Genomic DNA, 24,126 nt, shown 5'->3' on the forward strand with positions numbered 1-24,126 from the left:
GGCGGGCTGCTGGGGGTGCTTGGCGAAGTCGTAGATGGCCCCGTTGCGCCGGGCGTGGTCTGCCGCACCTCTCGCGGTGCTGCGGCGACCTTCGCGATGGCCGCCTTGATCACGGCAGGAGCCGGCGTCGTCGGTTGCGTCGGCGGCGGCTTGGCGGTGGTGGCGGGCACGGGCGCCGCACCGGCCGTCTCGTCCTCGCCGTGGTGGTTTGTCTGCACGTGGCCGCTGGTTCTTCCGAGGTGGTTGGAGGCGAAGTCGCACGCCGGACGGTCCGCGCCGCAGACGAAGTACCGCTCGCCGTTCCTCAGGCGCACACCCCGGATCTTCTTGTAGTACTGGGGTTCCCCGGTCCCTCGTTTCCGCACGGGCATCTCGACCGGGAATTCCTCGACGACTTTGCTCAAGATGGTCCGCAAGCGTGTGACCTTGGCTGCCTGTAGCTCGCGGCGGGCGAGCGTGAGTGGTCCGGGATGTTCGTTGCCGAGGTGCTTGCGTGCCGCTGCCGAGCTGGTGTACGTCAACGTGCAGCCCGTGCCCGGCTTGTTGCACAGGACGCGAGCGGGAACCAGGTCGAGGAGGCACTTCGGGCACTTCCCACACGGGCACTTCCTGCAACGCTCGCTCGGCTCGTGGCGGCACCAGTTCGACCAGTTCTTGCATACCGGCACGTCCGACGGCGGCGGTTCGTTCTCTCTGGCTTCATCGCTGTACCTGACGGCGCGTTTCGCGGCGAAGGATGTGTCCGCCTTCATCGCCACGCCGGCGAGGTTCGCGTACGGCCTGTTGTAAACCTCCATACGAAGCCAGAACTGGCCGATGGCGTCGTCGCCAAGTTCTTCGAGTGGGATGCCTACGTCAAGGGACGGCGTGGCGGTCTGGGCCGGTGTGGTTGTGGCGGTGACGGCCATGGGCGGCTCTTTCAGTTCGTTCGGTGCGGTGGCAATCGTTGCCACGCTGGCCCTGTCTTTCGCGATCTTGGTGCGCCGGGACGCGGTTCGCACCGCACGCGCGGCCTGCTCGGCCTTCTCCAGGCCCCGTTTGCGGAGTTCGGTGGTGACGTTGTCCACGGTTCGGCCGGCGCCCTGTGAGGGGATCCTGACCGGCTCCTGGCCGTCGGCAGGAAAAACCATCCAGCCGCGTTTGCGATCCACGACCCGCCAGTTGACGGCGGCGCACCGCTGTGCCAGTTCTTGCATGCTTCCATTGCTTCGGGTCAATGACGTACCCCTCCGTCGGTCTTGTGTTCGTCGGCCAGTACGGGCGCCGAGCCCTGGTTCGCTGCCGCCTCGCGGCTTGCGGTCCAGACCGCGGCTGCGACGCGATACAGGGCGTCGTTGACGGTCTTCAGTAGGCGCTCGTCGATCCCTTCCGACGGCCCCAGTCCGAGACTCGCCGTTCCTTCCTGAACCCTGGTCCAGAACGTGTTCAGGGCGAGAATGCGAGCCTCCGCGCCGCCCGGTTCCGGTACTCCAGGAAAGGCCGGGAGCGGTCCTGCCATGAACACGTGCGCCCACGGCTGTGTGTATCCGCAGGGCACGTCCGGGCAGTACCAGCCGTCCTTCGCGGCGACCAGAGCCGGGCGGGACCCGCCATGGTCGCCGTCTCCGCAGGTGAACGGGTGTAGCCAGCCCGACTGTTGGAACCTGTTCAGGGCGGCGACTTGATCTGCGTTCCACGGTGGCACCAGACGTTGTTCCATCCTGCCCTTCTTTGGTCGGAGTGCTGGGAGATCTAGGTTATCGCCCGGATCTAACCTCGGTCAAACTGCTGCTCGCGCGGGGTTTGCGACGATCCGGCCCTCCAGGTCCAGCAGGGCGCCAAAGAGGTGTAGCCGCACGTCATCCGAGGCGCCGACGCTGGACATCACCGCGATCAGGTGGAACGCGGCGGCCCAGTACGTGTCGCGGTCGATACGCAGCCGGCGATGGATCGCCTCAAGCTGATGCATCTGGAAGTGCACCGGTCCACCCAGAATCTGGCCGATGAACAGCGCCTGGTGGCGGTGTAGCCGGCTCATGTTCACGCCGGCGAAGTAGTGGCTCAGGCGAGGGTCGCCGAGCACTCGGTGGTAGAACTGGTCGACGGCGACGCGGATCGTGTCGGGTCCAACCCGGTCGTACATCGTGATCCGGTCTTCGGGTGCGGTCGCTGGCTCGGTGATCGACGGTTGTCGTGGTTCGCGGGGCGCGAAAACGCGCCACAAGACTGCAATTCCCACGACCACAATGACGCCGACCCCTGCTGGAATCAGGACATCCACCTACCGCACGGTAACGCGAAAACAACGCGGAAAACCGGCCGGTAACCTAAGTCAACATTGCCGCTGGTCAGGCGCTTGCGCACCTCTCGCCCGGCCTGCGCCGGGCGTTGCCGACCGCCTTGGTGAACCCAGCCGGCTCGCCCTGGACCTCCGGGTCCCAGACCCGGGCGGCCAGCTCGGCCGCACCGCCCTTCGGGTAGCACCAGCCGAAATCGTAGACCGATTGGAACGATTGCGGAGTCAAGATCAGTCTGTCGTTGTAGAGCATGGGCATTACCTGGACCAGCCAGCCGCCCCACCGGCCCAGCGTGACCAGCCCGTCCTCGCCGAGGACGGGCTGGTCGAAGAACTCGATCAACGTACCGTCAGCCATAGGTCTTCCTAAGATGGATTTGAACGGAACGGTCGTTCGTTGCACCTCTACGCCGCAACGAGGTTCGCCAACTGCGAGTCGGGGTTGCGGCGAGCGAAGGCGATCAGGTCCGCCTGGGCGCCCTGGGGGTGCAGCACCTCCACCCCGGCCCGCCCGGCGATCGTCGTTACGGTGTCGGAGTCGTCGATGCGGATCTGGTAGGCGATCTGCGCCGCTGTCCGGCGCCGCAGGGCGAGCGCCCGTACCGCCATGGGGCGATCAGACGTCGTGATTGGCAGTTGGAGCTTCGGGTCTTTGCACAGCATCCAGATGCTGAGCACGTCCGGTCGCTGGTCCTGCGGGTGGAGCTTGATCCCCATCTGGCGTGCGGCGCTTTTCGCCCCGGACACGCTCATCCGCAGCGCCCAGGCGACGTGGGTGGCGCTGTACCCGAGGGCCGTCATCGCCGCCATCGCCTCCCGGCGCATCCAGCCGGTCAGCGGCAACCGCCGCCCATCCGCCACCACGGAGGCGACCATGAGGATCGCCCACGCTGGATGATCGGTCCGACCGGGCGGAGGTGGGCACTTCATTCCGATCAGCGTCCACCGCATCTCAGATTCCCCTCACGGACGCGATCGACTGAGTCGAGCTTCCTGTGCGTTTGCCGACCCGCGCGGACAGCCACTCATCCCACTTCCGGCGGTGGTTGCAGTGACCACACAGGCTCCAGTTCGACGCCTCCCGGCCGACGGGCATACCGACAACCTCCACCTTGCAGCTCCTGCAGTTGTACGGTTCCGTCGCCTCGACGACACCTGCCAGCACCTCGACGTGGCAAACGGCGCAGCGCGGCTGCCCGTCGCCGCCGATCGCGGTGGCGTCGCGGTCGAAGCACTCGACACACCGCCGGATTGCCCCGCCTTGATGGGCGGCCTCAGGCCACCGGGCGGCACACTCCGGGCAGACCCAGGGGTCATCGAACTCGCAGGGGACGCTGACGCAGTAGGGGCAGTTCGGTGGCGGGAAGTCCAGCTCCACACCTTCGATCGGCGCCAGGGCGCGTATCTGGCCGGCGAGGCGATGCAGCCGGACGTGCCCGATCGGCACCCCCCTCCAGTTGTTGCGGAGAACGACCAGCGCCCGAGGCGGGTCGTGGTAGACCTCGGCTGCGCGGGCCACCACGTCGATCTTCGCTCGGCGTGACCGGCGGTTGCCCGGCCAGTACAGGACCGGGTCACCCGGCTTGATCTTCTCGTTCCACGCCTCGACTGCGGCCCGTACTGCGGCCTTGGTCGGGTCTACGTCGACCGGCTTGGTCGCGACTTCGGCCATGGTGGCCTCCTTCGGTTGGTCGGATCCAGTCGGCCACCGCACGAGCCGGCACGGGTCCGGCTCGACGGAGGGCGACGGGTTACCTGGTGGGTGCACGGCGGGGCCGACTAACGGCCGCACGCCCGTGGGAGTCCCGAATCTCGGCGACGGCTTTCTCGATCCGCTCGCCGTCGGCCTCGGTGTGGTCGGGGAACGAAGCTCCCGCGCAGAGTGCCATGTCGATAAGGCCCGCCACCCAGCTGTGAGCCTCACGTTTTGCGGCTTGCTTGTCCATGCTGCCCTCTCTACCTGCCGGCGAGCGCCGTCGCGCGACGTCGCCTTCGGCACTCTTCGTCGCAGTACGCTGCGTCGGCACGTTTTCGGTCTCGTTCGTGCGGGTTGCCGCACGGCCCCTTCGCGCTGATACAGCCGGGGCACCAGTCCTTCGGGTCGATGAAGTCGCCGCACTCGGCGCACTGGCGACGGCCCTGGTTATCGACCTCGGCAGTCAGACGGCGAAGGCTGATAGACGCGCGTCGTCGCCGCGCCGGCGCGGGCATCCAGCTCGGCAGCCGGGGGCTCATCCTGTACCCGATCCGATCGGGCGATGCGGCGACTCGATCGTCTGACACGAGACGCATCCGGTGCAGAACGGCCGGCTGGCGCAGCGAAGTCCGGCGGTTACCCAGGCGATCGTGGCCGCGTCCTGGTCGGCGGTGGCCGCCGCGGTGATCTGCCTGGCCATCTCGTGGGCGACCACCCTGACAGCGAGATTCACCTCGTCCTGAAAGTCTCGGCGCTGATTGTTCGCGTCACGCCATTCGCGTAGCGCCCGCAGCGCCGCTTCCAGTCGCCCGTAGACAGGGAGCGCCCCCCTGGCCGTCGAATACCAGTCCAGTCCCAGAAAGTTCCCGCAGTGTTGGTAGAAGGGAACGCGGGCACGCTCGATGCGCTCGCGTTGCTTCGTTACCCACTCCGGCAGGTCACTCATCGTCGCCAGCCTCGCCGTCGCAGTGCTCGTTGGTGACCAGGCATTCGCCCTGGCAGTCGAGTGAGTTGCAGCCCTCCGCGTACCGCGCCCCGCATCCGGGCCGGTGGTGCCCCCGGTCGACCACGGCCTGCCGGTTCTCACCGCACGGCAGGGTGTCGCTGGAGCCCTCTCGGGCGGTAGTGCTCCCGCGTGCCATGATCAATCCTCCTTCCAGTCCGATCCGGTCGGCCACCGCACCGGCCCGTACGCGACGGACTGGGCGGAAGTTGGCCGGGTCAGTCATCCTCGGGACGGCAAGCAACCTTCGTGACGCGCAACGGGGCATAGTCGAGAACGCCCTCGGTGGTGGACCAGCCGCCTGAGTTGCGCCAGTCGTACTCTTGCGAGCGGTCGAGGCCGCCGTCGTCCTCGTCGTCGGCGTACCGGTCGTCGCCGAACACGCGGTGCCAGGTGTCGCCCGCATCGTCGACGACTTCGAGGACGTCCCAGCGAATATCTTCACTGCCGGGGGCGATCCAGTCGCCGACCTTGGGGATTTCGCGGGAGGAGATCGCGTCGAGCAGTTCGCCGATACGGTCCTGGGTAGCGCCGTCGATCAGGCCGGCCAGCATTCGGGCGTGGGTGAAGTCGCGCAGCAGCCGCACCTCGCGCGATTCGCCGCCGTGCGAGGCGCGGCTGAACGCAAGGTAGTAGAGCTCGGTGTCAGTGTCTGGGCGGGTCACGGTTGATCCTCTCGCGCGGCGCCCGGCTCGCCCTCGGTGGTCACGTCGCGAGCGATCGTTTCCAACTCGGTCAATTCGGTGACGAGCTGAGCGACAGCGTCTCGGTCGGTGACCGGGTTGAGCGCCGTGGTGTGGTCTTGCCCTGCCTTGGCTCGGTCGCGTTCCATGCCTTGGGCGCAGGTGGCGAGAAGCACCAACCGGGCGTCGCGCAGGACGCGGGGCAGGAAGCAACGCTGGTCGCAGAACTGGCAGTACGGGCCCATTTCTTCCCCTTCCGGTGGATACTGACCGGTCGGCCACCGCGCCGGCCCGTGCGAGACGGGCCGGGCGGAAGCTGGTCGGGTCAGCTGTTGGTGCGCAGCAGCAGTTGCCGGTGGACCTTGCTCTTGGCGTCGTCGCGGGTGCCTTCCAGGGCGGCGGTGGCGCGTACGACGCCGGAGGTGGCGCCTCGCAGGTTGCCGCCCGGCCGGACTTCGGCCTTCCAGTCCAGGAACTCGGTGAACGTCCGCTCGGCCGCGTACGCGGTCCGTCCCAGCTGCTTGGCGTTCTCGTCGAACAGCTCGGTCAGGGTCTCCTTGCGGTTGTTCCAGCGGGTGTGGGTACGGGCCGGCGAGTCCTCGTCGGGCGCGGTCCACAGCTCGCCCATGACCTCGTGGAACTTGTCGATCTCCAGTTGGGTACGGGCCAGCGCCTCTTCCTCGATCTTGAACTGCTCGTAGTAGGCGATCGAGAGGCGCATGGTGCGCCGAGCCTCGGCGATGCGCTCCAGCGGGTCGCCGACGTGGCGCATACCCCAGCGGGTGTGGGCGCCGGCGACGGCGAGCCGTTCGGTGTTGGCACACCGGGGGCGCCACGGGGTGGCGACGTTGTCCATCTTGCCGGAGCCGTCGTGGCTGTTGATGCTGACGACGTAGGGGCGGATCTCGTCGTTGACGCCCTCGGCGTCGATGCGGACGTCGATCGGCAGCCTGATGCAGCAGAAGACCTTCGCGCCACCGCGCAAGGCGCCGGCGGTCTCCCAGGTGACGTCGTAGTTGTCGACGAGGTCCTGGAGGAATTCGAAGCAGACCCGGTTCTGGAAGATCTCGTACCGGCGGCCGACGATGCCGAGCGGGGCGCCGGTGTCGCTGCGGTAGTTGACGAACTGGCCGGGCACCTCGATGAGCGGGCCGTCCGCGTCGATCTGGAAGGTGGCGGGGCGCTGCAGCACGAGCCAGGCTGTGCCGCTGAGGTCCATCACCTGGCCGATGTCGGTGACGCCGGCGGGTACGACGTTGCCGGCCCTGTGTCATTCCTCGTACCGGGAGTAGAGGGCAACGTTCCCCTCGACGACGTCGAGGCCGTGCTGGGGCATGACGTCGCCCATGGCGTTGCGGAGGAAGATTTCTCCGTTGTCGTAGCCGCCGTCGGTGACTTGGTATCGGTCGTTGCCGAGGGAGCGCATCGTGCCGGCGGCGATCGCGTCGTTGAGTGATTCCTGGTTGCGCAGGATTTCGGCGATCTGGTTGGCACGGGTGGCGTCGAAGCGGTCGTTGACGTCCAGCACGGATGCGGTCATCTGGTCCTCCTGGTGTGCTCCGCCTCCGAGGTAAGGCTATAACCTCGGTCAAGCTGACATGACCGAGGTTATAGCCCGAGCGCGCATAGCGCAAGTACCCAATTCGGCAACACTCCTGGTCTGACTCAGTCGATTTCTAGGCAGGGGCCGATGTGCTCGCGGTGCAGCTCGCACGAGTACTCGTAGCCCGGCGGACGCTTGCCGCAGTACGCCGACTCGCGAATCAGCCAACAGTCGTTCGGGCCGTCCCAGTACCCGTCGCGGACCAGGACGTACGAATCGATGCGGTATCGGCACGCGGTCCGCTCAACAGCTTCCAGCAGCTCGGGATTGCGTGCCACCAGCCGACTGCGCGCGGCGGCATACTTCCGCGTGCCCCACGTTCGATCGTCTTCGGACAGCAGAGCCTGGCGTTTCGGGTCCGAGTTGTGGCTGTTGTCTGCCAACTTGACCTTGAGGCCGACCGGGTGCCTTACGGCCCGGTCGAGCATGTCCTCGTACGCCTCGCCCGGCCGGCGGCTTACCGAGTCGACCGCCCCGACGACCTCCTCCGGATAGCCCTGCTCGCGCAGGTAGGCGAGCGTGACCCAGGTGTCCTCGACAGTGTCGTGCAGCCAGCCGGCCATGACGGCGTTCTCGCCGAACCGGTGCAGCATCCCGGCGACCGCCCGCACGTGCTCGACGTACGGCCGTCCGGCCTTGTCGACCTGGCCGGCGTGGGCACGCTCGGCAAGCGCGGCAGCGTCAGCGACGGTCGGCGTCACTGCGGCACCTCCGTCGGGTCGTCGCAGGCAGCGTTCTTCATCTGGCCGACCAGGTCGCGCCGGCCGGCGCGCCAGCCCAGCCGGTACATCGCGGCCTGGTCGGCCGGTTTCGACATCGAGGCCGTCGGCGGCTCTGGTGCCGTCACGGCGGGCGGGTCTTCACCGAGAATCGCCGCCGCGACCACCTCCAGCGCCGGCGTGGTCGGCCCGGACCGCAGCATGCTTACGAGCATCCGACCAAGAACCGGCTCGGAGACGATCGCGGCGTACTCGCCGACGGGACCGCCGAGCCAGCCGTTCATCGCGTCCCGCCAGCTGGACGACGTTCCGTCGAACGCTTCAGTCGCATCGTCGAGACGGTCGGCCAGCACCTGGGCGGCGCGTATCAGCTGACTAGTCATCCTGGCTACCGCTTCCGGTCGTCGGGGTCGGGCTGGCCCGACTGGGCGTTGAGTGCCGCCGCGATCTGCCTGACCTGGTCCCAGCGGGCCTGGACGGCGTCGGTCCCGAACACCAGGTCCTGGTCGTTGACGAGCACGTCGGTGATCGGCGTGCTCCTGGTCACCCGCGGTACGTCCCCGCGGCCCTTCGGCGCGGCCTTGCCGCGGACGAGCAGGATCCAGACCTCGTCGCCGTGCTGCATGTCGAGGTAGTTGCGCTGCTCCCCTTCCGGGTTCGCCAGGATCGCGAACCACGGGCCGCGAGTACCTGCGGGTACTTCAGGCATGGTCGTACTCCAATCCGGCACGCCACTCTGGCGGCCTCCGCACCGCCCGGACACGAGGCCCGGTCGGCACGGGGGTCGTCAGAACTGGCGCAGCGCCAACACTTCGGCGACGACCTCCGGGAGTACGGGAATGTCGCGCTCCATCAGCTCGTCGCTGATATGACGAGGGGTCCGTCGGGGATCTTCCGTGCGTAGCCTGACGATGAGCTCGACGACGTCCGCCCCGAGATCGTCGACGCCTCGGACGATGCGAGCAGTCGTGTAGGAGGAGTCCGAGAATCCGTACGAGGTCATCCTGTGCACCCTTCGGTCAGCGCCGCGATGATCGCCGCACACTGGGTCGGCTCGGCCCACTTGCGCTCCTCGGCGACATCGGCCAGGTAGTTCACGGTGTGCGCGTTCGGCAGGATGACTGACACCACGCGCCCGTCGACGTACACGTCTTTGCACCCTTTGTCGTGCAGGAAGTCGGCGCAGCTCTCGGCGTCTTCGCGGCTGTTGCAGGTGAGGCGCGTCGCCGGGTCGTTGAGGAACCGGTAGCCGTCGAGGCGGCCGTAGCGATCGAGCTGGATGCGCGACTGTCTGCGCTCGCCGGGAGGGTTGCACGCGGGTACGACGTAGGCCGCCCCGTCGTCGGTGAGCTGAACAACGCGTACGTGCCGGGTCTGGTTGCGAGCCTTCAGCTCCCAGACCTCCAGGACCTGGGCCGGGGTGAAATCGGTCCGGCGGAATCTCAGATTGATCATGGATAGTCCTCTGTCGGGGTCGCCCGTCTGGCAACCTCCGCGCCGCCCGGACGCGAGGCCCGGCCGGCACGGAGGCGGTCAGGCCGGCACGCGCGCCAGGACGGCGTCGATCGACGCCAGGGCCTCCTCGTGCTGGCGCCTGGCGCCCTCCAGCTCCTCCCGGGAGTAGGAGGACGGCAGGCCGTACACGGTGGTGATGAGCTGTACGGAGTTGTCCGGTTGACGAACGAGTGCCACGTAGCTGTCGTCCGATTCCTGGTCGACCTGCAGCACGGTGGCGACCTGCTCGATGGCGCAGTCCGGATACTTGGCGGCGACCCGCGCGGTGAAGTCCCCCAGAGACATGATCAATCCTTTCGTCGGGGTTGCGTCTGGCAACCTCCGCGCCGCCCGGACGCGAGGCCCGGGCGGCGCGGGGGTGGTCAGCTGGCCATCTCCTGGGCGTGGCTCCGGTTCTTGGCGAGCTGCGCCAACCTGCTCTCGCGAGTCTTCGGGGAGTCGAGCTGTCCGGCCACTGTGATCGCGGCAGCGAACTGGGCGTCGGCCCCAGCAAAGTCGCCGAGGCGCGCCAGGCAGATCCCGAGTTGTTCGCGGGCCACGGACTCCGCGCCGATCAGGCCGTACTGCTGGGCGAGCTCCGCCGAGCGCTGGTAGTGCGGCCTCGCGTCACCGGTGCGCCCCGCTCGGACGAGTGCGTTGCCGAGCGTCGTAGACATGTTCACCACGTTGATCATGTCGCTCGTCGACTCCGCGTGCCGCAGAGCTGCTTCGATCATCCCGAGGTCGTCAGTGTTGTTGGGCATGGCATCCCTTTCTCGTTCGGTCGCCCGTCTGGCAACCTCCGCGCCGCCCGGACACGAGGCCCGGCCGGCACGGGGGTAGTCAGGCTCGGTAGCCGACCATGACCCCGGTGACGGTCGTCGCCTCCTGCACGACGGAGACCGGACCCGACCGGCCAGCGTCTGCGGCGCCCCTGGCATAGACGAAGTCGACGAGCTCCTTGAATGCCGGCTCGTCGAGTGCGTCCCTGACCGCTTCCTCGAACTCCTCGGGGGTCATCGGCGCGCCGGACTCTTCGGCGTCGACGAGGCGGGCAAGGTGCCGGGCGGTCTCCTCGTAGAACGACTCCGGCGGTTTGGGCTGGCTGTCGGGGCTGGACTGGCTCATGTTGATCTCCTTCGTCGGGGTTGCGTCTGGCAACCTCCGCACCGTCCGGACGCGAGGCCCGGGCGGCACGGGGGTGGTCAGATCCTCGGACCGTCGGCCTGCTCCAGCGCCTCGGCGAACGTCAGCCGCTCTGCTTCGGGAACCGCCGGCATGGATCGGTCGCGGCGGACCAGCAACACCATCCAGGTGCGACCGGACACGAGCGTGCAGAACCGCCCGGCACCGCCGTACAGGTTCGCCAGCACGGCGATCCGGCGGATCGGGATCCACCCCTTGAAGAAGTGGCGCCGCAGCTTCACCGGACAGCCTCCGCCCCCAGCAGGTCGCGCAGCTGCTTCGCCGCTATCCGCAGTACGTCGGCCTCGACGCCGGCGTCCCGGATGCCAAACTCGTCCAGCCCGTCGTCCCAGTCGTCGTCCTCAGGGCGGGCGACTGGGTCGACGTCACACTTCGCGTCCAGTTCGGTCGCGCGCTCCTCCCACTGGATAGCGAGGTCCACCAGGTGGTCCGCCAAGGTTGGCTCGTCGGATGCCGTTTCCAAGTGGTCGGCGGGGTTCATCGCGGCACTCCGATCCCGTCGAGGCGGGTGTTGAGCTTGGCGAGGTCTTCGCCCGCCACCAGCGCTACGTCGAATCCGAGGGCGGCGATCAGTTCGGCCGCCGCCCGTGCGACCTCGTCGAGCTGGCTCACGACCTGGTGCGTCTCGACGATGACCCCCCGCTCCCGCTTCCGCGGGTTCTGGCCGGTCCACCCGATCACGAGGTCGCCGAGCCCGGCAATCGACCGGATCAGGTTCCTCTCCGCGCCGGCCAGGTTCGGCGAGGTAGCGGCCTTGATCCGGTAGATCTCGCCGAGGACCAGGCGGTGACTGAGTCTCGCCTGGGCGGTGCAGGAGGTCACGATGACGTCGACACACTCGGCCGCGGCGGCACGCCAGTCTCCGGCGTCCAGTGCGGCCAGAACCTCGGCCAACTCCTCCAACGGCTTCGCGGTGATCTGCAGGACGTGCTCCGCCTGGTTGGTGCCGTTCTCGGCGGCCAGCCAGCCCGCGATCCGACTGACGGTCCGATCGGCCAGCGTCGCCACCTGGATCGGACTCAGGGCCGTGCTCATCGCGTCTCCACCCGGACGTACAGCGGGCGCCACGATCCGCCGCCGCCCGAGTCGCATGCGTCGCAGCCCTGCACGTTGATCGGCCCGCTGACGCGCTCGTTCCACCATTCGGTGTTGTCGCAGCGGTAGCCGCCCGAGCCCACATGGATGAACAGCGCACTCCCGTCCGGGGAAGTGACCGGCTCGCAGCCGGCCGGAGTAGGGACGAACGCGTCGGCCACGGCCACCGCGGTCGCCTCCACCGCCTCCATCCCCGACCAGCCGTGCTGGTCATGGTTGGCGGACGCAACGAGGCGGTCGCCGACGTACACCTCGATGCGCTCGTCGTCCGGGCGCTCGATACGTACTTCACTCATCGCAAGCTCCTAGGTTTGGGCAGGGTCCGCGTCTGGCGGCCACCGCGGCCCGCCCGGCCATCCCGGGCGAACCACAGAAGCGGTCAGCGGGCAGACGTACCGGGGGTGACGTTGATCGCGCGCACCATGTGCTCGGGGGTGAAGACCTCGCCGCCGGCGTCGACGGCGGTGGCGCACGGCCACTGGGTGACCTCGCCGTCGTCCCAGCACACCGCGCAGACCCACACCTTCGGGGTGCAGGTGTCCGTGAAGCGCGGAATGTGGAACCGGGCGGGCAGGGTCGCCTTCTCCTCCATGGTCATGTCTGTCAGCGTTTCCCAGCACGGCATGTCGGGGGCCTCGACGAGGGTTGCCCGCTGCGCGCACGTCTGGTGGATCGGGTCCGGATCGACCTGGCCGTTCGTACGGCAGGTGCCGCACGCCTGAGGGCCGGGCTTGGTTCCGGTCGTCATCGTCGTCATCTCCATCGATCTCCTCGTTAGTCCAAGTCCGCGTCTGGCGGCCACCGCGGTCGCCGGCGGGCCAGCGACCGCAGAAGCGGTCAGTGTGCGTGCTCGCGCAGGCTGACAGCCCGCTTGTAGTCCTGGAAACGAATCTTCGCGATGGCCGACCGGTCCGGGGTTCGCAGGACGATCCCCTCCGCGAGGCCGCCAGCACCGGAATCGAGGGCCACCCGTGTCGCCGGCAGCCGCTGCGCCAACCAGACGTGGGTGTCGGCCACCTTCGTCGGAACGTTCACGGCGCTGTCAACGAACAGACGCGGGGTCAACTGGGCGCCGACCGAGTCGGCCTCGATGCCCAGCGCCGTCTCGCTGTAGAACCGCTGTCCACCCTGGTCGCGCCATGCGGCGATTTGCGCCGACGGCCAGTGCAGCATCTCCTCGAATCCGTCGACCTTCGCGATGTCGAACAGGCGGTAGCCGACCTGCTTCGTTGAGGTGTACTGCCTGCTGGCCGCCGTTGTCTTGCCGCCGTAGACCTCGGCGTAGTACACCGTGGGCCGGTCCACCACCCGGTTGGTCAGCAGCCGGTCAGCAAGCAGCCGGAGGGCGTCGACGATGCCGAGGGCCGGGTTGGCAACCAGGTCGCCGCTGCCGTACAGCAGCTCCTCGCGGCTGCCGATCAGGTACGAGCCGTCAGGAAGGAGGACGACCCTCCCATTGCACCCGTCGACTTTCTCCGTCCCGATCACTGTGCCGGCGAACGGAACGTACTCATCGAGCAGCGCGCCACGCTCACCGAGCTTGTGGTACGTCGGGATTGACGGGTATTTCGTCATCGAGTTGATCGCGGCGAGGTCCGCCGTGCGTACGTTGAAGCTGGTCATGGGGTCCTTCTCGGGGTTGGTCCGACGAGTCCGCGTCTGGCGGCCACCGCGGTCGCCGGCGCGGTGCCGGAAACCACGGAAGCGGTCAGGGCAGGCTGATGCTCAAACTGCCCGCGATCCGGCGGATCAGGGCCACCGCGACAGCTGCTTCCCGGCGACTCATGTCCGGCCGAGCGTCGGCAGTCAGGTCGTACATCGCGTCGCCGGCGATGGTGACGTAGTAGACGCCGTGCGGGACGCCGAGGGCGTTCGCCGCATTGCCTCCCTCGACGTTCGGCGAAGGGTCCGCCGCGAACATGCTGGATCTGCTCCGGTACACCTGCTCGCTGGCGAGTTCCAGCTGGGAGACCAGGACGGTGAATTCCTCCGCCGACAGGCGCAGCACCTCGGTCTCGTCGGCGTCGAGGAGGAACGCCCGAGAGGCGTCGCGGGTGACGTAGTACAGGCCGGACGGAGTGGACTGCTCCATGATCGTTCTCCTTTGTCGGTTTGTCCGCGTCTGGCGGCCACCGCGGTCGCCGGCGAGGGGTGCCGGCAGCCACGGAAGCGGTCAGCGAGGTAGGCCCAGCTCGTCGAGTTCGTCGTTGACCCTGTCGCACGCGGCGACGAGCGCCGGGCCGACGTCGTAACCGAGTTCGGCGATCAAGACCCCGGCCATCTCCGCGACGACGTCCAGACCAAGGCCCACCTGTGATGTCGGAGTGGTCGACCCTCCGGCTCGCTTGCGGGGATCGTGGCCCAACCACCCGACGACCAGTCCGGCAAGATCGGTCACGGCGCCGGCTAGGCGATCACACTCGAACATGAACCGGGCCCTGTCGCGCGGCTTTCGGTGGCACATCGCCTTGTCGACACCGTTCCCGATTCCGTCGGAGCCGAGCATCGCCTTCGCGGTGTAGGCGGTGATCACCAGGTCGGCGCAGGCCACCAGGGCGGTCTGGCGGTCCGGCGCAGCTGTCTGGAGTGCCCGGAGGATCTTGCCCAGATGCTGCATCGGCCGGGCCAGCACCTGCACGACCTGCTGCAGTTCGCCGGTGCCGTTCTCGGCGGCCAGCCAGCGGGCCGCGCGGTCGGCAGTCCGCTCGATGATCAACGCCACCTCGGCGGCCGTCGGTGCGGTGGCCGGGGTGCTGGTCGTCTCGGTCATCTCGTTCCTTTCGTTGAATTCGGCGGGGCTGCGATGGACCCGTCGACGGGCAACGGTACGGCCGACCCGAAGGACGCGGCGCCGGCTGCGACTGCCTCGCGCGGGTTGAGCGTGCGAATGAACTCGGTCGCGGTGGTCGGCAGCTTCGAGCCGTCGGCGAGGTGCAGCAGGTAGCGCCGGTACCGGTGGCGGCCGTCGACCTCATCGGTCACCGTGATGTTGTCGACCTTCAGCCACTCCTGACGGTGGTCGACCTCAGCGGTGTCGATGTTGAAGGTGCCACCGGTGAGCACCCACCAGCCGGGCTTGATCTTGCGGCCCGCGCGGGAACGGCCGATCAGGGCGGGCTGGATGGTCTGCGCGGTCACAACTTCCGCCCCTCGGCGACACGGGTCGCCCGAGCCATGTCGGCCCCGGTCTGCGGAGTGCCGTTGCCGTTGAGTAGCAGGAAGATCTCTGCTTCGGCCTGGAGTGAGGCGAACTCCCCGATGCCGACCGGCATGATCGTGCGGTTGGTTCCCCGGTTCTGGCCGAGCGGCGTCAGCCCGGTGTGCCGGACGTACGGGCCGTCGTCGGTGTCTTCTGCTGTCTCGACCATCTCGGCCGGAAACCATGACGCCGGCACGGCAAACTCGCCACGCATCCACATGGCGGCGGTGGTCAATCGCTGGCGCCCGTCGATCACCGCCCAGATCCCCTCGTCGGTGGCGCCGATGTCGTACGTCTCGACGTCGGCCCAGACGTCGCTGCTGCGGTCGTTGATGGTGATCGAGGGGACGGTCGCCCCACGCAGCCACGAGTAGACGAGGCCAACCCGCTGGTCGGTGCCCCACACGTCGCCGCGCTGGTACGGCGGGTTGAGATCAATGCGCCCGCTCTCGACGTAGGCAACGAGAGTCGTCAGCGGTATCGATGATGCGTTGATCGGCAGGCGCTCCAGCGGCGCCGGGGTCTGGCGGGTCATGACACTCTCCGATCGTCGAGTCGGTACACCCGCGCGCCCTCTAGGCTCGGCGGTTCCTGGGGGCTATCGTCCTGGGCCAGCTCGGCTCGCCGAAACCACTCGGTCGAGCAAGCTACGCATCTCGGCTGTCCGTTGGGGCGTCGCCCCTCAACGTGCTTGTGCGTAGCCTTCGAGATCACCCGAACCTCCGGTGGAGGCGGCGCCGGGGCCGACGGCCGCTCGCCAGTAACGGGCTCCTGAGCGCCGGCGACGCACGCCGGGCAGCCAACCCACGCGCTCTTTGGCCGCGTCGGGTCGCTCGGGATGCTGCGCACCCCGTCGCACCGACCGCATTTCGTCGGTCGCCCCGCGCGGCGCTGTACGGCGACATCCCACCACTGGTGGGCCTGGTTGAGCCATTTCGGCGTTTGCGCAATTGGATCTTTAGCGACGAGGAGGAAGACCTCGGCGACGAGGTCGATCTCCCTGCCGCCGGCAAGGGCCGTGTTGATCTGATTCAAACACCCCGGCACCGACCAGAGCGGGCGGTGTTCGCGGACCCTGGCCACGATCGTTTTCTTCCGCTCTTCAAGATTGGAATCCCCTCCATCCCGAGAGCTCTCGTCCGACGACGGTGAGTTGATCTCCATGGGGGTAGGGGGAGGGTTTTCCAGGTAGTTCCTAGGTTGCGTTCCACCGTCGGAACTACCGACGTTCCACTGCGGAACTACCGTAGTTCCACCATCGGAACTACGGTCCCGGGTGGCCACATCGTCGGTAGTTCCACCATCGGAACTACGGTAGTTCCGTTCTGAGGGGTCGGTAGTTCCACCGTCGGAACTACCGTAGTTCCGCTCGGGGATGGTGAGGCGGTACAGGGTCGGTCGACGACTGACGGCCCGGACGACCTCCAGCCAGCCCTTCTCGACCAGCCCCTTGGCTGTCTTGGCCGCGTTCGCACGTCGACCGATACCGGCCTTCGCCATCAGCGTCGGGTAGTCGAGCCACGCCAGGTCCGCGTCCGGAGCCCTGTCTCCGTCACGATTGCGGACGTACCGGGCATAGGTCTCGGCGGTGGCCTTTTCGACCGCGCTCAGCTCGTCCGACTCCCAGACGGCGTCGCGGTACGTGTCGCGGAACGGCCGCTCGTCGGCGCTCACCGCCGGCCGCCCGTGCACCTGGCGAAAATGAAGTAGATCCCAACCCTTTGAAAAGGGCGAACAGATCTTGGTATCCTGGACATCGGATTCCTAAGTAGTGTGTTGACCCGGCGGGCGTGGGGACGCCCTCCGGGTCGTTTTCTGTCTATGCGGCCGGCGCGAGCGCCTTGACCATCTGAATCGCCTCTTCGTACTCGTCCGCCTTCTGGCGCAGCACCTGCGCGGCCTCTTCTTCCTGTCGCAGGTTCGCGACCGCGACGGGGAGGAGTTCGCGCAGGCGCAGCCCGAGCCGCAGCCCGCCATCGCCCCGGGGCGGGTGCGTTCCCGTCTTCCAGCGCCAGATCGTCGCGGCGGAAACGCCGCAGTCGGCCGCGATCTGCTCGTCGGGGACGTTGGCGGCACTCAAGATCACGGCGGCCACGCCGGTTGCGCAGTGGCCTACGGCCTCGGCCAGCAGGCGCCTGTTGTACCTGTCCATGGAAAGAGTATGACCTCGAATCGAAGCAGCGCGCAACACATGCAGCGGATTTCATCTGCTTCATGTTTGCCGACTGGCCGCGGGTTGAGTCCTTGCATGCTTTGAAGCCGCACGCGCGGGCTCTACGGTGGGGCGGTGCAGAGTCCGTCGCCACCAACTCCGGACCTGCCGCCGACCGAGCACCGGTACCCCGATTCGACCGCCGGACCCTGGGTGTTGACCCTCCAGTGGCAGGTGCTCGACGGCTTACCCGAGTGTGTCGGAGTGACCTTGACTAGCGACCCGCCTCAGCGTCTCACCGATACCGTCCTGCGCGGTCTGAACGTATCCAGATGGACGGCCGCCGACCGGGCCCGCATGATCACCCCGCAGGCAGCGTCATCGACAAGCATGAGGGCTTCGAAGCGGGCCAGATATGAACGGGTCGCCGAGATCTACCGCGCCGCGCTGCGCGGGGGCGGGCAGCCGGCACAGGCGGTCGCCGAGGCCGAGGGGCTTAGTCGAGGCGGCGCCTCGGCGCTGATCTCCAGGGTCCGCGAGGCCGGCCTCCTCCCTCCGACGTCCGCCGGTGTTGCGCTCGGGGATGTTGATCAGGACCCGAACGTCCAATGAATCAGCATTCATCTATCGGAGCCACGGCTATAGCATGTTGATCACATTCTGCGATAACCTATGTCAAGCTGGCGTGACCTGAACTCCGTAGCGCTTGCAGTCGGTTCAACTGGAGGTAAGCGCTACGGCCGCAGACTACCGAAGAGGAGGTGTTTCACATGTTGACCGGTCGCCGTTACCTGCTCGCGTTCAGCGATGCTCAGGTTGCCTACGCCGAGCAGGTCGGCGCGGCCTGTCGTGCGGTGTGGAACACCGCCTTGGAGCAGCGCCGCGAGTACCGGCGCCGACACGCCTGGATCAACTACGTCGATCAGGCTCGTCAGCTCGCGGAGGCCAAGCGTGACCCAGACTGCGCGTGGTTGGCCGAGGTTCCGTCGCACACGCTGCAGCAGACACTGCGGGACCTGGACAAGGTGTGCCGAGCGCACGGCACGTGGAAGGTGCGGTGGCGGTCGAAGTCGCGCACCACGCCCTCGTTCCGGTTTCCGGACCCGCATCAGATCGCGGTACGCAGGGTGAACCGCCGGTGGGGCGAGGTCCGACTGCCGAAGTTCGGTCCGGTCCGATTTCGCTGGACTCGTCCGGTCGGCGGGGCGATTCGCAACGCGACCATGCTTCGTGACGGTGGCCGTTGGTACGTCTCGTTCTGCGTCGAGGACGGCGTGGCCGAGGCTGCCCCGAACGGCCGCCCGCCGGTGGGCGTAGATCGGGGTGTCGCGGTCGCGGTCGCCACCTCTGACGGTGACCTGTACGACCAGCAGTTCGCCACCCCGGGCGAACTGCGCCGAATCCGGCGCCTGAATCAGCGGCTGGCCCGGTCGCTGCGCGTTCACGGCCGTAATCGGCGGTCGGGACGTCGTGACGCGGTCCGCGCGGAACTTAGCCGGCTGAATGCCCGGATCCGGTCCCGGCGCAACGACTTCGCCACCCAGACTGCGGTGCGGCTGGTCCGTAGCCACGGCCTGGTCGCGGTCGAAGACTTGCGCATCAAGAACATGACGGCCAGCGCGAAAGGCACGGCGGAGCAGCCGGGTCGCAACGTCCGCCAGAAGGCGGGCCTGAACCGGGCCATTCTCAACAAGGGCTGGGGCGGCTTCCTGCTGAAGTTGGACTACGCCGCCCGATACCACGGGGCGACCGTGGTCAAGATCAACCCCGCGTACACGTCGCAGACCTGCAACGCCTGCGGGCACATCGCCCGGGACAACCGCGAGAGCCAAGCGGTGTTCCGGTGCGTCGCCTGCGGGCATCGGGCACACGCGGACGTGAACGCGGCCAAGAACATCCTCGCCGCCGGGCTGGTGGTGACAGGGCGTGGAGACCTCGCCGTTGGGCGGTCCGTGAAGCGCCAACCGACCAAGAGGTTCGGGCAGCAGCACGCCCGAACCTCAGGTATCCCTAGCCTTCAGGTGAGGGTAGAAGTCAACTCCCCGTGCGATAACCTATGTCAAGCTGGAACCGCCGACGTCGAGAAAAACAGGTGATCATGGAGAGCACGCCCGGGGCGCGAGAGCTGGCAGACGGCCTCGCCGAGAACCCTCGGGCCTCTGACATCGCAGCACTGCTGGGGGTCAGCGCACGCCAGATCGGCCAGTGGGTGCAGGAGTCGAAGCCGGGCGAACGTCTGGCCGACCACCCGTTCCCGACCCCCGCCCGAGACGCCGACAACAAGCGGTACTGGCCGAAGGAGCAGGTCGACAAGATCCTCGACTGGCATCGGGCGGAAGTCCGACTGGATGAGCTCGGCGACGACCCCAGGTACTTCCGTGACCTCGTCGTGCAGCACCCCGACGGCCGCGAAGAGGAGATCCGCGCGCTGACCCGGAGTGGTGTTGCCGCCTTCCTCCGCGTCGCCGAGGGTTCGGTCAGCCGGTGGGTAAAGCAGTCGGAGCCCGGCGGTCGCCGCGCCGACGACCCGTTCCCGCCGCCGGAGCGCGACATCGGCGGGAAGCCGTACTGGCGGCAGACGCAGGCCGAGGAGCTGCTGGCCTGGCGCAGCGGCGACGAACCGGCCGAGCCGGGCGAGCGCACCCCCGTCTTCGAGCAGCGGGTGTTCCGGTTGCCCGACGGCACCATGTCGCCGCCGGTGACAATCCTGACCAGGGACGCTGTCGGCGACTTCCTCGGCTTCCAGCCGATCCAAATCACCCGGTTCATGTCCCGGTCCAGGCCGGGCGGCGATCTGGAGCATCACCCGTTCCCGGCCGAGCAGCGCGACAACCGCGGCAACCCGTACTGGTTGGCGTCGCAGGTCGACGAGCTTGCCGAGTGGGGCGAGTGGTACAAGTCCCAGCCGCGGCGGATGGGTGCCGGCGGCGGCGCCGGCGCGCACAAACGCGTCTTCGCCCGGTATCTGCCGACCAGGCGGGCGCACGCGTGGCATCCGCCGGCCCACACCACGGACTCGGTTACGACCCGGTACTGCCTGTTCTGCGAGATGGGTGCGGTCGGAAAGAGCCGCGTCGATCCGTGCACGGGCTACTCGGTCGAACGGGCGGCGCGGTTGTCCAGGGTTGACGCCGGCGACGTTCGCGGCCGGTCTGGTGGCGACTTCATCGCGGCCGAGGTTCGCGACGGCCTGGTGCAGTTGAAGCCGAGGACCGCGAAGATCGCGGTGTACGAGCTGACCGCTGCCGGCCGAGAGTGGCTGGACCAGTACTTCGAGTTCGCCGAGGACGCCTCCGTCTGACCGTCGCCTGTCGGCGGTTCGACAATTGCGCCATTCGCCACCCTGGTTGACCCATGTCCCGGCCGGCTGTAACCTCGGTCAAGCTGAACTGACCGAGGTTACAGGAGGATGCCGTGACGGCAGCCCAAACCAGACGCGTACGACTCATCCCCGAACTCGGGGACGAGCTCCCCCGGGTTCCGGACCGCCTGCCTGACGAGCAGTTCGACTACACCGACCACGGGGGCACGCACTGGCGTGTCGCCAGATACGACCATCGGATCTTTCGCATCGCCGACCCGGACGAAGTGACACCGGTGCCCCTGGAAGATCTCCACGAGACGCCGGGCCACGCCGCCGCCTGGTACGCCAGTCAGTGGTACGACCGCGTCGCGACGATCCCGCGTCGCGGCGACCTGATCGAGGTCGAACGCCCCGGCGACGCCAGCCTGTTCCTGCGGATCCACACGGCGTCCGGCAGCCACGACGACGGATGGACCGTCTCCGGGATGGTCAGTTTCCAGCCCGGCGGCCCGATCGAGTCCGTCACCCGTTACCTGATCTCTGGGCCCGCGTCGTTCACCTGGCTCGACCGCAAGGACGTCTAACCCCTGACGGCCCCGTGGTGGCCGGCTCCGGCCGGACGCCACGGAGTTGCCAGGGTGGCGGCGGAAGTTTGAACGGCAGGAGGGCAAGATGATCGAGGCAACAGTGCGGGTGCGGGTCGGCGACACGGAGGTCAGATCGACACGGCCCGGCGAGGGTAAGGCGTCCGACTACGCCCGAGCCAACGCCGCGCGCAAAGTCGCCCGGGACGACGTCCTCGACAAGCTCAACGCCACACCGGACCCCGTGAAGGAAATGCGTGGCGCGGTCACGGTGACCGCCGAACTGTCGGTTCACGGCCGGCGGTTGCGCTCGGAGCTGGTGATGGAAGGTGGGGACAAGCCGCGCGCCGTTGCCCAGGCCCTGCTCTGGGAAACGACCGGCGACGTTGCTAATCAGCTGGACAAGCTGGCCCCAGGAGTCCGCCGGTTCTGGCTTTTCCGGTAGTCGGCGTGCCCGTATCCGGCGCTACCCGTCGGGCCGGTCTCGCACCGGCCCGTGCGGCAGCCGCCGGAAGTGGCTGACGAACGAGGGAGATCGCGATGGGGAGCGACGTTGACCTGAACGCACTGTTGGAACTGGCCACGTTCGGCGCAGCCTGGGCAGCTCTTGCCGTCGGCCACAACGTGGCGGATCACATCCTGAGCCAGGGCGATCACATCGCCGACAACAAGGGCGCCCCGACTGTCGACGAGGTGACCAGCGGGAGGAAGAAGTCGCACTACGGGTGGTGGGAGAACCTGCAGCACGTTGCCCTCTACCACCTGGTCGTGGCGACGGTGTTGCTGATTACCTGCTGGAGTTTCGACCTGTCGGCGACCTGGCGCGGCGTCGTTGCCGGCCTGGCCTGGTCGGCAACGACGCACTCGTTCATCGACCGCCGGTGGCCAGTTCGCTGGATTCTGCGGTTCACCGGCTCGCCGGGCTTCGCGGAGCTGCGTTCGGGCGGGCTGAACGGCATATACCTGGCCGACCAGGCGCTGCACCACGGCTGCCTGTTCATCTCGGCGATCATGATCGCGAAGCTCTGATGAAGATCAAGCTCGTGCCGACGTTGGCCCGCTTCAACCCCGACCTGCCCAGGCATGCCTGGGTAAAGAAGATTCGGCATCACCGCAACTGCGCCTGGTGCGAGATCGCGGTCCGCACCGTCCCGGGCGACTGGTCCCTGGCCTGGTCGTGGCCGGCCGACCCGCGGCTCACCGACGGTGTCGCCGCTTCGGACACGTCGCTCCCCTCGTGCACCGGTCCCCGAGCTGGGCGCAACCGACTGCTGCGCGCTGTTCGAGATGGCAGCGTTTCCCCGGTTACCGTCGATGGTCGGACCGGATTCGAGGCCGCCGGCCGGCCACCGCTCGACGCCACCGCCGCTATTCGCCGGGCGGAGCACGACAGCCTTGTACGCCTCGTCGGCGAGCAGTATCCGCAACCGGAGTTGACCGACCTCGGTGAGCGGTGGTTGCGTCTCTGCGACGAGTTCACTGGCGCTGCGAAAGTGGCCGCGCGATGAACCGGAATCGAGCTATGTCGCATCTGTGCGCGACAATGGGGCATGCCCACCCAGGCCACCCCGTGCCATTCTTGCGACCGCGACTCGACGTGGCACGGATTCTGCCGGTTTTGCCACGCCGCACTCCCGGATTCGATCAAGGAAGCGATCCGGTCGGCGGCCTGTTACCGAATCCGAGATCGTCGCCGATACGACCGGCAGATCGAGCGCGCGTGCGGACACCTGGAGCGCTGGCGGGCTGCGGCCTGAGGGGGCAGTCGTGACCGACGAGATTCGCGGCTTCTCGGGCAAATACCGCTTCCTGTCGAACTTCTTTCCCGCGCCGCTGCATTGGGACGGTCTGGACTATCCGACCAGCGAGCACGCGTTCAACTCGGGCAAGACGACCGAACCGTTCCTCCGGCAGTGGATCGCCAGCGCCCCCGATCTGGGAGAGGCGAAGCGGCGAGGGCACCAGGTCCGCCTGCGGGACGGCTGGGAAGCGCGGGTCCGGTACCGGGTGATGGAAGAGGTCTTGCGAGCCAAGTTCACCGCCAACGACGGTCGGATCCAGGCCCTCCTGTCGACCGGCGACGCTCTGCTGGTGGAGACCAACACCTGGAACGACCAGGTGTGGGGCGACTGCCAGTGCCGCGAGCACCGCGGTACGCCCGGCGAGAACCACCTCGGCCGGCTGCTGATGAAGTTGCGCGACGAGCTACGCCGCCCGGCCGCGACCGCGACCGCGACGGAGCTGGTCGACGCGACCGGCGACCTCCTTGCTGCCGACGCCGAGGCCCTGGTGAACCCGGTCAACTGCGTCGGGGTGATGGGTGCCGGCCTGGCGCTCCAGTTCAAGCAGCGACACCCCGAGATGTTCGAGGCGTACCGGGTCGCGTGCCAGGTCGGCCAGGTGAAGCCAGGGCAGATGTTCGTTCATCACGAGCCGGCGCTGACCGGAGCTCGGTACGTGATCAACTTCCCGACGAAGCGTCACTACCGCGACCAGTCTCAGGCCGACGACATCGCCGCCGGCCTGCTCGACCTGACCCGGGTCGTGCGCGAGCTCGGGATCCGGTCGATCGCCATCCCGGCGCTCGGGTGCGGGCTCGGCGGTCTCCGGTGGGCCGAAGTGCGGCCGATGATCGAGCGCGCGTTCGCTGGTATGACCGACGTGCGGGTGCTGCTGTACGGGCCGCAGTCGACAGGGGCGGCGCCATGAGCCAGGCGACACGCCTGTCGGACCTACGGGCTCGACGGGAGCGGGCATACGCAACTCTGGAGAGGGTTGAGCGCGAACTTGCGCTGACCAACGATCACATTCGCCTCCTGGAGGCCCGAATGAACCTCGGGCAGGGACACATCCTTGAGCCGGACCCCGAAGCGACCCCATGGGACTGGGCGCAGCGGTCCGCGCACTGCCGCTTGTGTACCGCACCAGCAGCGAGCATCGCGGGCACTAAGCCTTGCCTCGGAGATCAGCACACCTGCCAAGCTGAAATCGACCAGGGTGCCACCCCGACCGCACTCCGTCAGTACGGGCGAGACGCCTGGCTTTGCGGGCAGCCAGGCCAGTTTCGGCGCGGGTATCGGCTGTGGGTGTGCGACGTTGGACACCGGACCGAT

Annotated in this window: 38 protein-coding genes and 2 pseudogenes; 8 read left to right on the top strand and 32 right to left on the bottom strand. The window is 67.9% G+C overall.

Going from position 1 to position 24,126, the window contains the following annotated elements:
* From I0C86_RS40450 to I0C86_RS40605, 32 genes and pseudogenes are all read right to left on the bottom strand, one after another.
* Positions 1–1,196, bottom strand: a pseudogene (locus tag I0C86_RS40450) (hypothetical protein); the annotation flags it as partial.
* Positions 1,197–1,213: 17 nt separating this feature from the next.
* On the bottom strand, positions 1,214–1,699 hold the full coding sequence (locus I0C86_RS40455) for a hypothetical protein (RefSeq protein ID WP_196206611.1): 486 nt from the start codon (positions 1,697–1,699) through the stop codon (positions 1,214–1,216).
* Between the two features lie 60 nt (positions 1,700–1,759).
* Positions 1,760–2,260 (bottom strand): group I truncated hemoglobin, encoded by a 501-nt coding sequence (locus I0C86_RS40460; protein WP_196206612.1) that lies wholly within the window; start codon positions 2,258–2,260, stop codon positions 1,760–1,762.
* Between the two features lie 67 nt (positions 2,261–2,327).
* Positions 2,328–2,633, bottom strand: coding sequence for a hypothetical protein (locus I0C86_RS40465; RefSeq protein WP_196206613.1), 306 nt, complete (start codon positions 2,631–2,633; stop codon positions 2,328–2,330).
* A gap of 47 nt (positions 2,634–2,680) precedes the next feature.
* On the bottom strand, positions 2,681–3,226 hold the full coding sequence (locus I0C86_RS40470; RefSeq protein ID WP_196206614.1) for a hypothetical protein: 546 nt from the start codon (positions 3,224–3,226) through the stop codon (positions 2,681–2,683).
* Between the two features lies 1 nt (position 3,227).
* Complete coding sequence (locus I0C86_RS40475) at positions 3,228–3,947, bottom strand: hypothetical protein (RefSeq protein ID WP_196206615.1); 720 nt, start codon at positions 3,945–3,947, stop codon at positions 3,228–3,230.
* A 559-nt stretch (positions 3,948–4,506) separates the two neighbouring features.
* Positions 4,507–4,917 carry a hypothetical protein gene (locus I0C86_RS40480; RefSeq protein WP_196206616.1) on the bottom strand — a complete coding sequence of 137 codons (411 nt, stop codon included), beginning with the start codon at positions 4,915–4,917 and terminating at the stop codon, positions 4,507–4,509.
* Positions 4,910–5,113 (bottom strand): hypothetical protein, encoded by a 204-nt coding sequence (locus tag I0C86_RS40485; RefSeq protein WP_196206617.1) that lies wholly within the window; start codon positions 5,111–5,113, stop codon positions 4,910–4,912. Before I0C86_RS40485 ends, I0C86_RS40480 begins: the two co-directional genes overlap by 8 nt.
* 79 nt (positions 5,114–5,192) lie before the next feature.
* Positions 5,193–5,639 (bottom strand): hypothetical protein, encoded by a 447-nt coding sequence (locus I0C86_RS40490; RefSeq protein ID WP_196206618.1) that lies wholly within the window; start codon positions 5,637–5,639, stop codon positions 5,193–5,195.
* Positions 5,636–5,902, bottom strand: coding sequence for a hypothetical protein (locus I0C86_RS40495; RefSeq protein ID WP_196206619.1), 267 nt, complete (start codon positions 5,900–5,902; stop codon positions 5,636–5,638). The genes I0C86_RS40490 and I0C86_RS40495 overlap by 4 nt, the downstream gene beginning before the upstream one ends.
* A gap of 80 nt (positions 5,903–5,982) precedes the next feature.
* Positions 5,983–6,915, bottom strand: a pseudogene (locus tag I0C86_RS40500) (DUF932 domain-containing protein); the annotation flags it as partial.
* A 12-nt stretch (positions 6,916–6,927) separates the two neighbouring features.
* Complete coding sequence (locus I0C86_RS40505) at positions 6,928–7,197, bottom strand: hypothetical protein (RefSeq protein WP_196206620.1); 270 nt, start codon at positions 7,195–7,197, stop codon at positions 6,928–6,930.
* Positions 7,198–7,322: 125 nt separating this feature from the next.
* Positions 7,323–7,961: an HD domain-containing protein gene (locus tag I0C86_RS40510; RefSeq protein ID WP_196206621.1), complete on the bottom strand. Its 639-nt coding sequence runs from the start codon at positions 7,959–7,961 to the stop codon at positions 7,323–7,325.
* Positions 7,958–8,362, bottom strand: a complete 405-nt coding sequence (locus I0C86_RS40515) for a hypothetical protein (RefSeq protein ID WP_196206622.1) — start codon at positions 8,360–8,362, stop codon at positions 7,958–7,960. The genes I0C86_RS40510 and I0C86_RS40515 overlap by 4 nt, the downstream gene beginning before the upstream one ends.
* 5 nt (positions 8,363–8,367) lie before the next feature.
* A complete protein-coding gene (locus tag I0C86_RS40520) occupies positions 8,368–8,688 on the bottom strand; it encodes a hypothetical protein (RefSeq protein ID WP_196206623.1) in 321 nt (106 codons plus the stop codon).
* A gap of 78 nt (positions 8,689–8,766) precedes the next feature.
* Positions 8,767–8,982: a hypothetical protein gene (locus tag I0C86_RS40525; protein WP_196206624.1), complete on the bottom strand. Its 216-nt coding sequence runs from the start codon at positions 8,980–8,982 to the stop codon at positions 8,767–8,769.
* Positions 8,979–9,434: a hypothetical protein gene (locus I0C86_RS40530; protein ID WP_196206625.1), complete on the bottom strand. Its 456-nt coding sequence runs from the start codon at positions 9,432–9,434 to the stop codon at positions 8,979–8,981. Before I0C86_RS40530 ends, I0C86_RS40525 begins: the two co-directional genes overlap by 4 nt.
* A gap of 78 nt (positions 9,435–9,512) precedes the next feature.
* The gene (locus I0C86_RS40535; RefSeq protein WP_196206626.1) at positions 9,513–9,779 is read right to left on the bottom strand and encodes a hypothetical protein; all 267 of its coding nucleotides are present in this window, start codon (positions 9,777–9,779) and stop codon (positions 9,513–9,515) included.
* Positions 9,780–9,856: 77 nt separating this feature from the next.
* Entirely contained in the window at positions 9,857–10,237 is a 381-nt protein-coding gene (locus I0C86_RS40540; protein ID WP_196206627.1) for a tetratricopeptide repeat protein, read from the bottom strand.
* A 79-nt stretch (positions 10,238–10,316) separates the two neighbouring features.
* Entirely contained in the window at positions 10,317–10,601 is a 285-nt protein-coding gene (locus I0C86_RS40545; RefSeq protein WP_196206628.1) for a hypothetical protein, read from the bottom strand.
* A gap of 77 nt (positions 10,602–10,678) precedes the next feature.
* Entirely contained in the window at positions 10,679–10,900 is a 222-nt protein-coding gene (locus I0C86_RS40550; RefSeq protein ID WP_196206629.1) for a hypothetical protein, read from the bottom strand.
* Positions 10,897–11,160: a hypothetical protein gene (locus I0C86_RS40555; RefSeq protein ID WP_196206630.1), complete on the bottom strand. Its 264-nt coding sequence runs from the start codon at positions 11,158–11,160 to the stop codon at positions 10,897–10,899. Before I0C86_RS40555 ends, I0C86_RS40550 begins: the two co-directional genes overlap by 4 nt.
* The gene (locus I0C86_RS40560) at positions 11,157–11,714 is read right to left on the bottom strand and encodes a hypothetical protein (protein ID WP_196206631.1); all 558 of its coding nucleotides are present in this window, start codon (positions 11,712–11,714) and stop codon (positions 11,157–11,159) included. Before I0C86_RS40560 ends, I0C86_RS40555 begins: the two co-directional genes overlap by 4 nt.
* Positions 11,711–12,070, bottom strand: coding sequence for a hypothetical protein (locus tag I0C86_RS40565; RefSeq protein ID WP_196206632.1), 360 nt, complete (start codon positions 12,068–12,070; stop codon positions 11,711–11,713). The genes I0C86_RS40560 and I0C86_RS40565 overlap by 4 nt, the downstream gene beginning before the upstream one ends.
* An 83-nt stretch (positions 12,071–12,153) precedes the next feature.
* Positions 12,154–12,531 carry a hypothetical protein gene (locus I0C86_RS40570; RefSeq protein WP_196206633.1) on the bottom strand — a complete coding sequence of 126 codons (378 nt, stop codon included), beginning with the start codon at positions 12,529–12,531 and terminating at the stop codon, positions 12,154–12,156.
* 80 nt (positions 12,532–12,611) lie between these two features.
* Positions 12,612–13,397, bottom strand: coding sequence for an RNA ligase family protein (locus I0C86_RS40575; RefSeq protein WP_196206634.1), 786 nt, complete (start codon positions 13,395–13,397; stop codon positions 12,612–12,614).
* Positions 13,398–13,482: 85 nt separating this feature from the next.
* Entirely contained in the window at positions 13,483–13,866 is a 384-nt protein-coding gene (locus tag I0C86_RS40580) for a hypothetical protein (protein WP_196206635.1), read from the bottom strand.
* An 81-nt stretch (positions 13,867–13,947) separates the two neighbouring features.
* Positions 13,948–14,544: a hypothetical protein gene (locus tag I0C86_RS40585; RefSeq protein ID WP_196206636.1), complete on the bottom strand. Its 597-nt coding sequence runs from the start codon at positions 14,542–14,544 to the stop codon at positions 13,948–13,950.
* Positions 14,541–14,912 carry a hypothetical protein gene (locus I0C86_RS40590; RefSeq protein WP_196206637.1) on the bottom strand — a complete coding sequence of 124 codons (372 nt, stop codon included), beginning with the start codon at positions 14,910–14,912 and terminating at the stop codon, positions 14,541–14,543. The genes I0C86_RS40585 and I0C86_RS40590 overlap by 4 nt, the downstream gene beginning before the upstream one ends.
* On the bottom strand, positions 14,909–15,508 hold the full coding sequence (locus I0C86_RS40595) for a DUF262 domain-containing protein (protein WP_196206638.1): 600 nt from the start codon (positions 15,506–15,508) through the stop codon (positions 14,909–14,911). The genes I0C86_RS40590 and I0C86_RS40595 overlap by 4 nt, the downstream gene beginning before the upstream one ends.
* Entirely contained in the window at positions 15,505–16,647 is a 1,143-nt protein-coding gene (locus tag I0C86_RS40600; RefSeq protein ID WP_196206639.1) for a hypothetical protein, read from the bottom strand. The genes I0C86_RS40595 and I0C86_RS40600 overlap by 4 nt, the downstream gene beginning before the upstream one ends.
* Positions 16,648–16,792: 145 nt before the next feature.
* Positions 16,793–17,125 (bottom strand): hypothetical protein, encoded by a 333-nt coding sequence (locus tag I0C86_RS40605; protein WP_196206640.1) that lies wholly within the window; start codon positions 17,123–17,125, stop codon positions 16,793–16,795.
* Between the two features lie 390 nt (positions 17,126–17,515).
* On the opposite strand from I0C86_RS40605, the gene I0C86_RS40610 reads away from it, so the two are divergent.
* The 8 genes from I0C86_RS40610 to I0C86_RS40645 all read left to right on the top strand — a co-directional run bounded on the left by I0C86_RS40610 (position 17,516) and on the right by I0C86_RS40645 (position 23,722).
* A complete protein-coding gene (locus I0C86_RS40610; RefSeq protein WP_196206641.1) occupies positions 17,516–17,737 on the top strand; it encodes a DUF6214 family protein in 222 nt (73 codons plus the stop codon).
* Positions 17,738–17,895: 158 nt separating this feature from the next.
* Positions 17,896–19,221 carry an RNA-guided endonuclease InsQ/TnpB family protein gene (locus I0C86_RS40615; protein WP_230395611.1) on the top strand — a complete coding sequence of 442 codons (1,326 nt, stop codon included), beginning with the start codon at positions 17,896–17,898 and terminating at the stop codon, positions 19,219–19,221.
* Between the two features lie 2 nt (positions 19,222–19,223).
* On the top strand, positions 19,224–20,426 hold the full coding sequence (locus I0C86_RS40620) for a hypothetical protein (RefSeq protein WP_196206642.1): 1,203 nt from the start codon (positions 19,224–19,226) through the stop codon (positions 20,424–20,426).
* 113 nt (positions 20,427–20,539) lie between these two features.
* Positions 20,540–21,013 (top strand): hypothetical protein, encoded by a 474-nt coding sequence (locus I0C86_RS40625; protein WP_196206643.1) that lies wholly within the window; start codon positions 20,540–20,542, stop codon positions 21,011–21,013.
* A gap of 88 nt (positions 21,014–21,101) precedes the next feature.
* Positions 21,102–21,458, top strand: a complete 357-nt coding sequence (locus I0C86_RS40630; protein ID WP_196206644.1) for a hypothetical protein — start codon at positions 21,102–21,104, stop codon at positions 21,456–21,458.
* A gap of 95 nt (positions 21,459–21,553) precedes the next feature.
* Positions 21,554–22,042, top strand: a complete 489-nt coding sequence (locus tag I0C86_RS40635) for a DUF3307 domain-containing protein (RefSeq protein WP_230395612.1) — start codon at positions 21,554–21,556, stop codon at positions 22,040–22,042.
* Positions 22,042–22,521 (top strand): hypothetical protein, encoded by a 480-nt coding sequence (locus I0C86_RS40640; protein WP_196206645.1) that lies wholly within the window; start codon positions 22,042–22,044, stop codon positions 22,519–22,521. Before I0C86_RS40635 ends, I0C86_RS40640 begins: the two co-directional genes overlap by 1 nt.
* A gap of 259 nt (positions 22,522–22,780) precedes the next feature.
* On the top strand, positions 22,781–23,722 hold the full coding sequence (locus I0C86_RS40645; protein ID WP_196206646.1) for an NADAR domain-containing protein: 942 nt from the start codon (positions 22,781–22,783) through the stop codon (positions 23,720–23,722).
* The last annotated feature ends 404 nt before the right edge of the window (positions 23,723–24,126 follow it).

The sequence above is a fragment of the Plantactinospora alkalitolerans genome, assembly GCF_015690345.1.
Classification (GTDB): Bacteria; Actinomycetota; Actinomycetes; order Mycobacteriales; family Micromonosporaceae; genus Plantactinospora; species Plantactinospora alkalitolerans.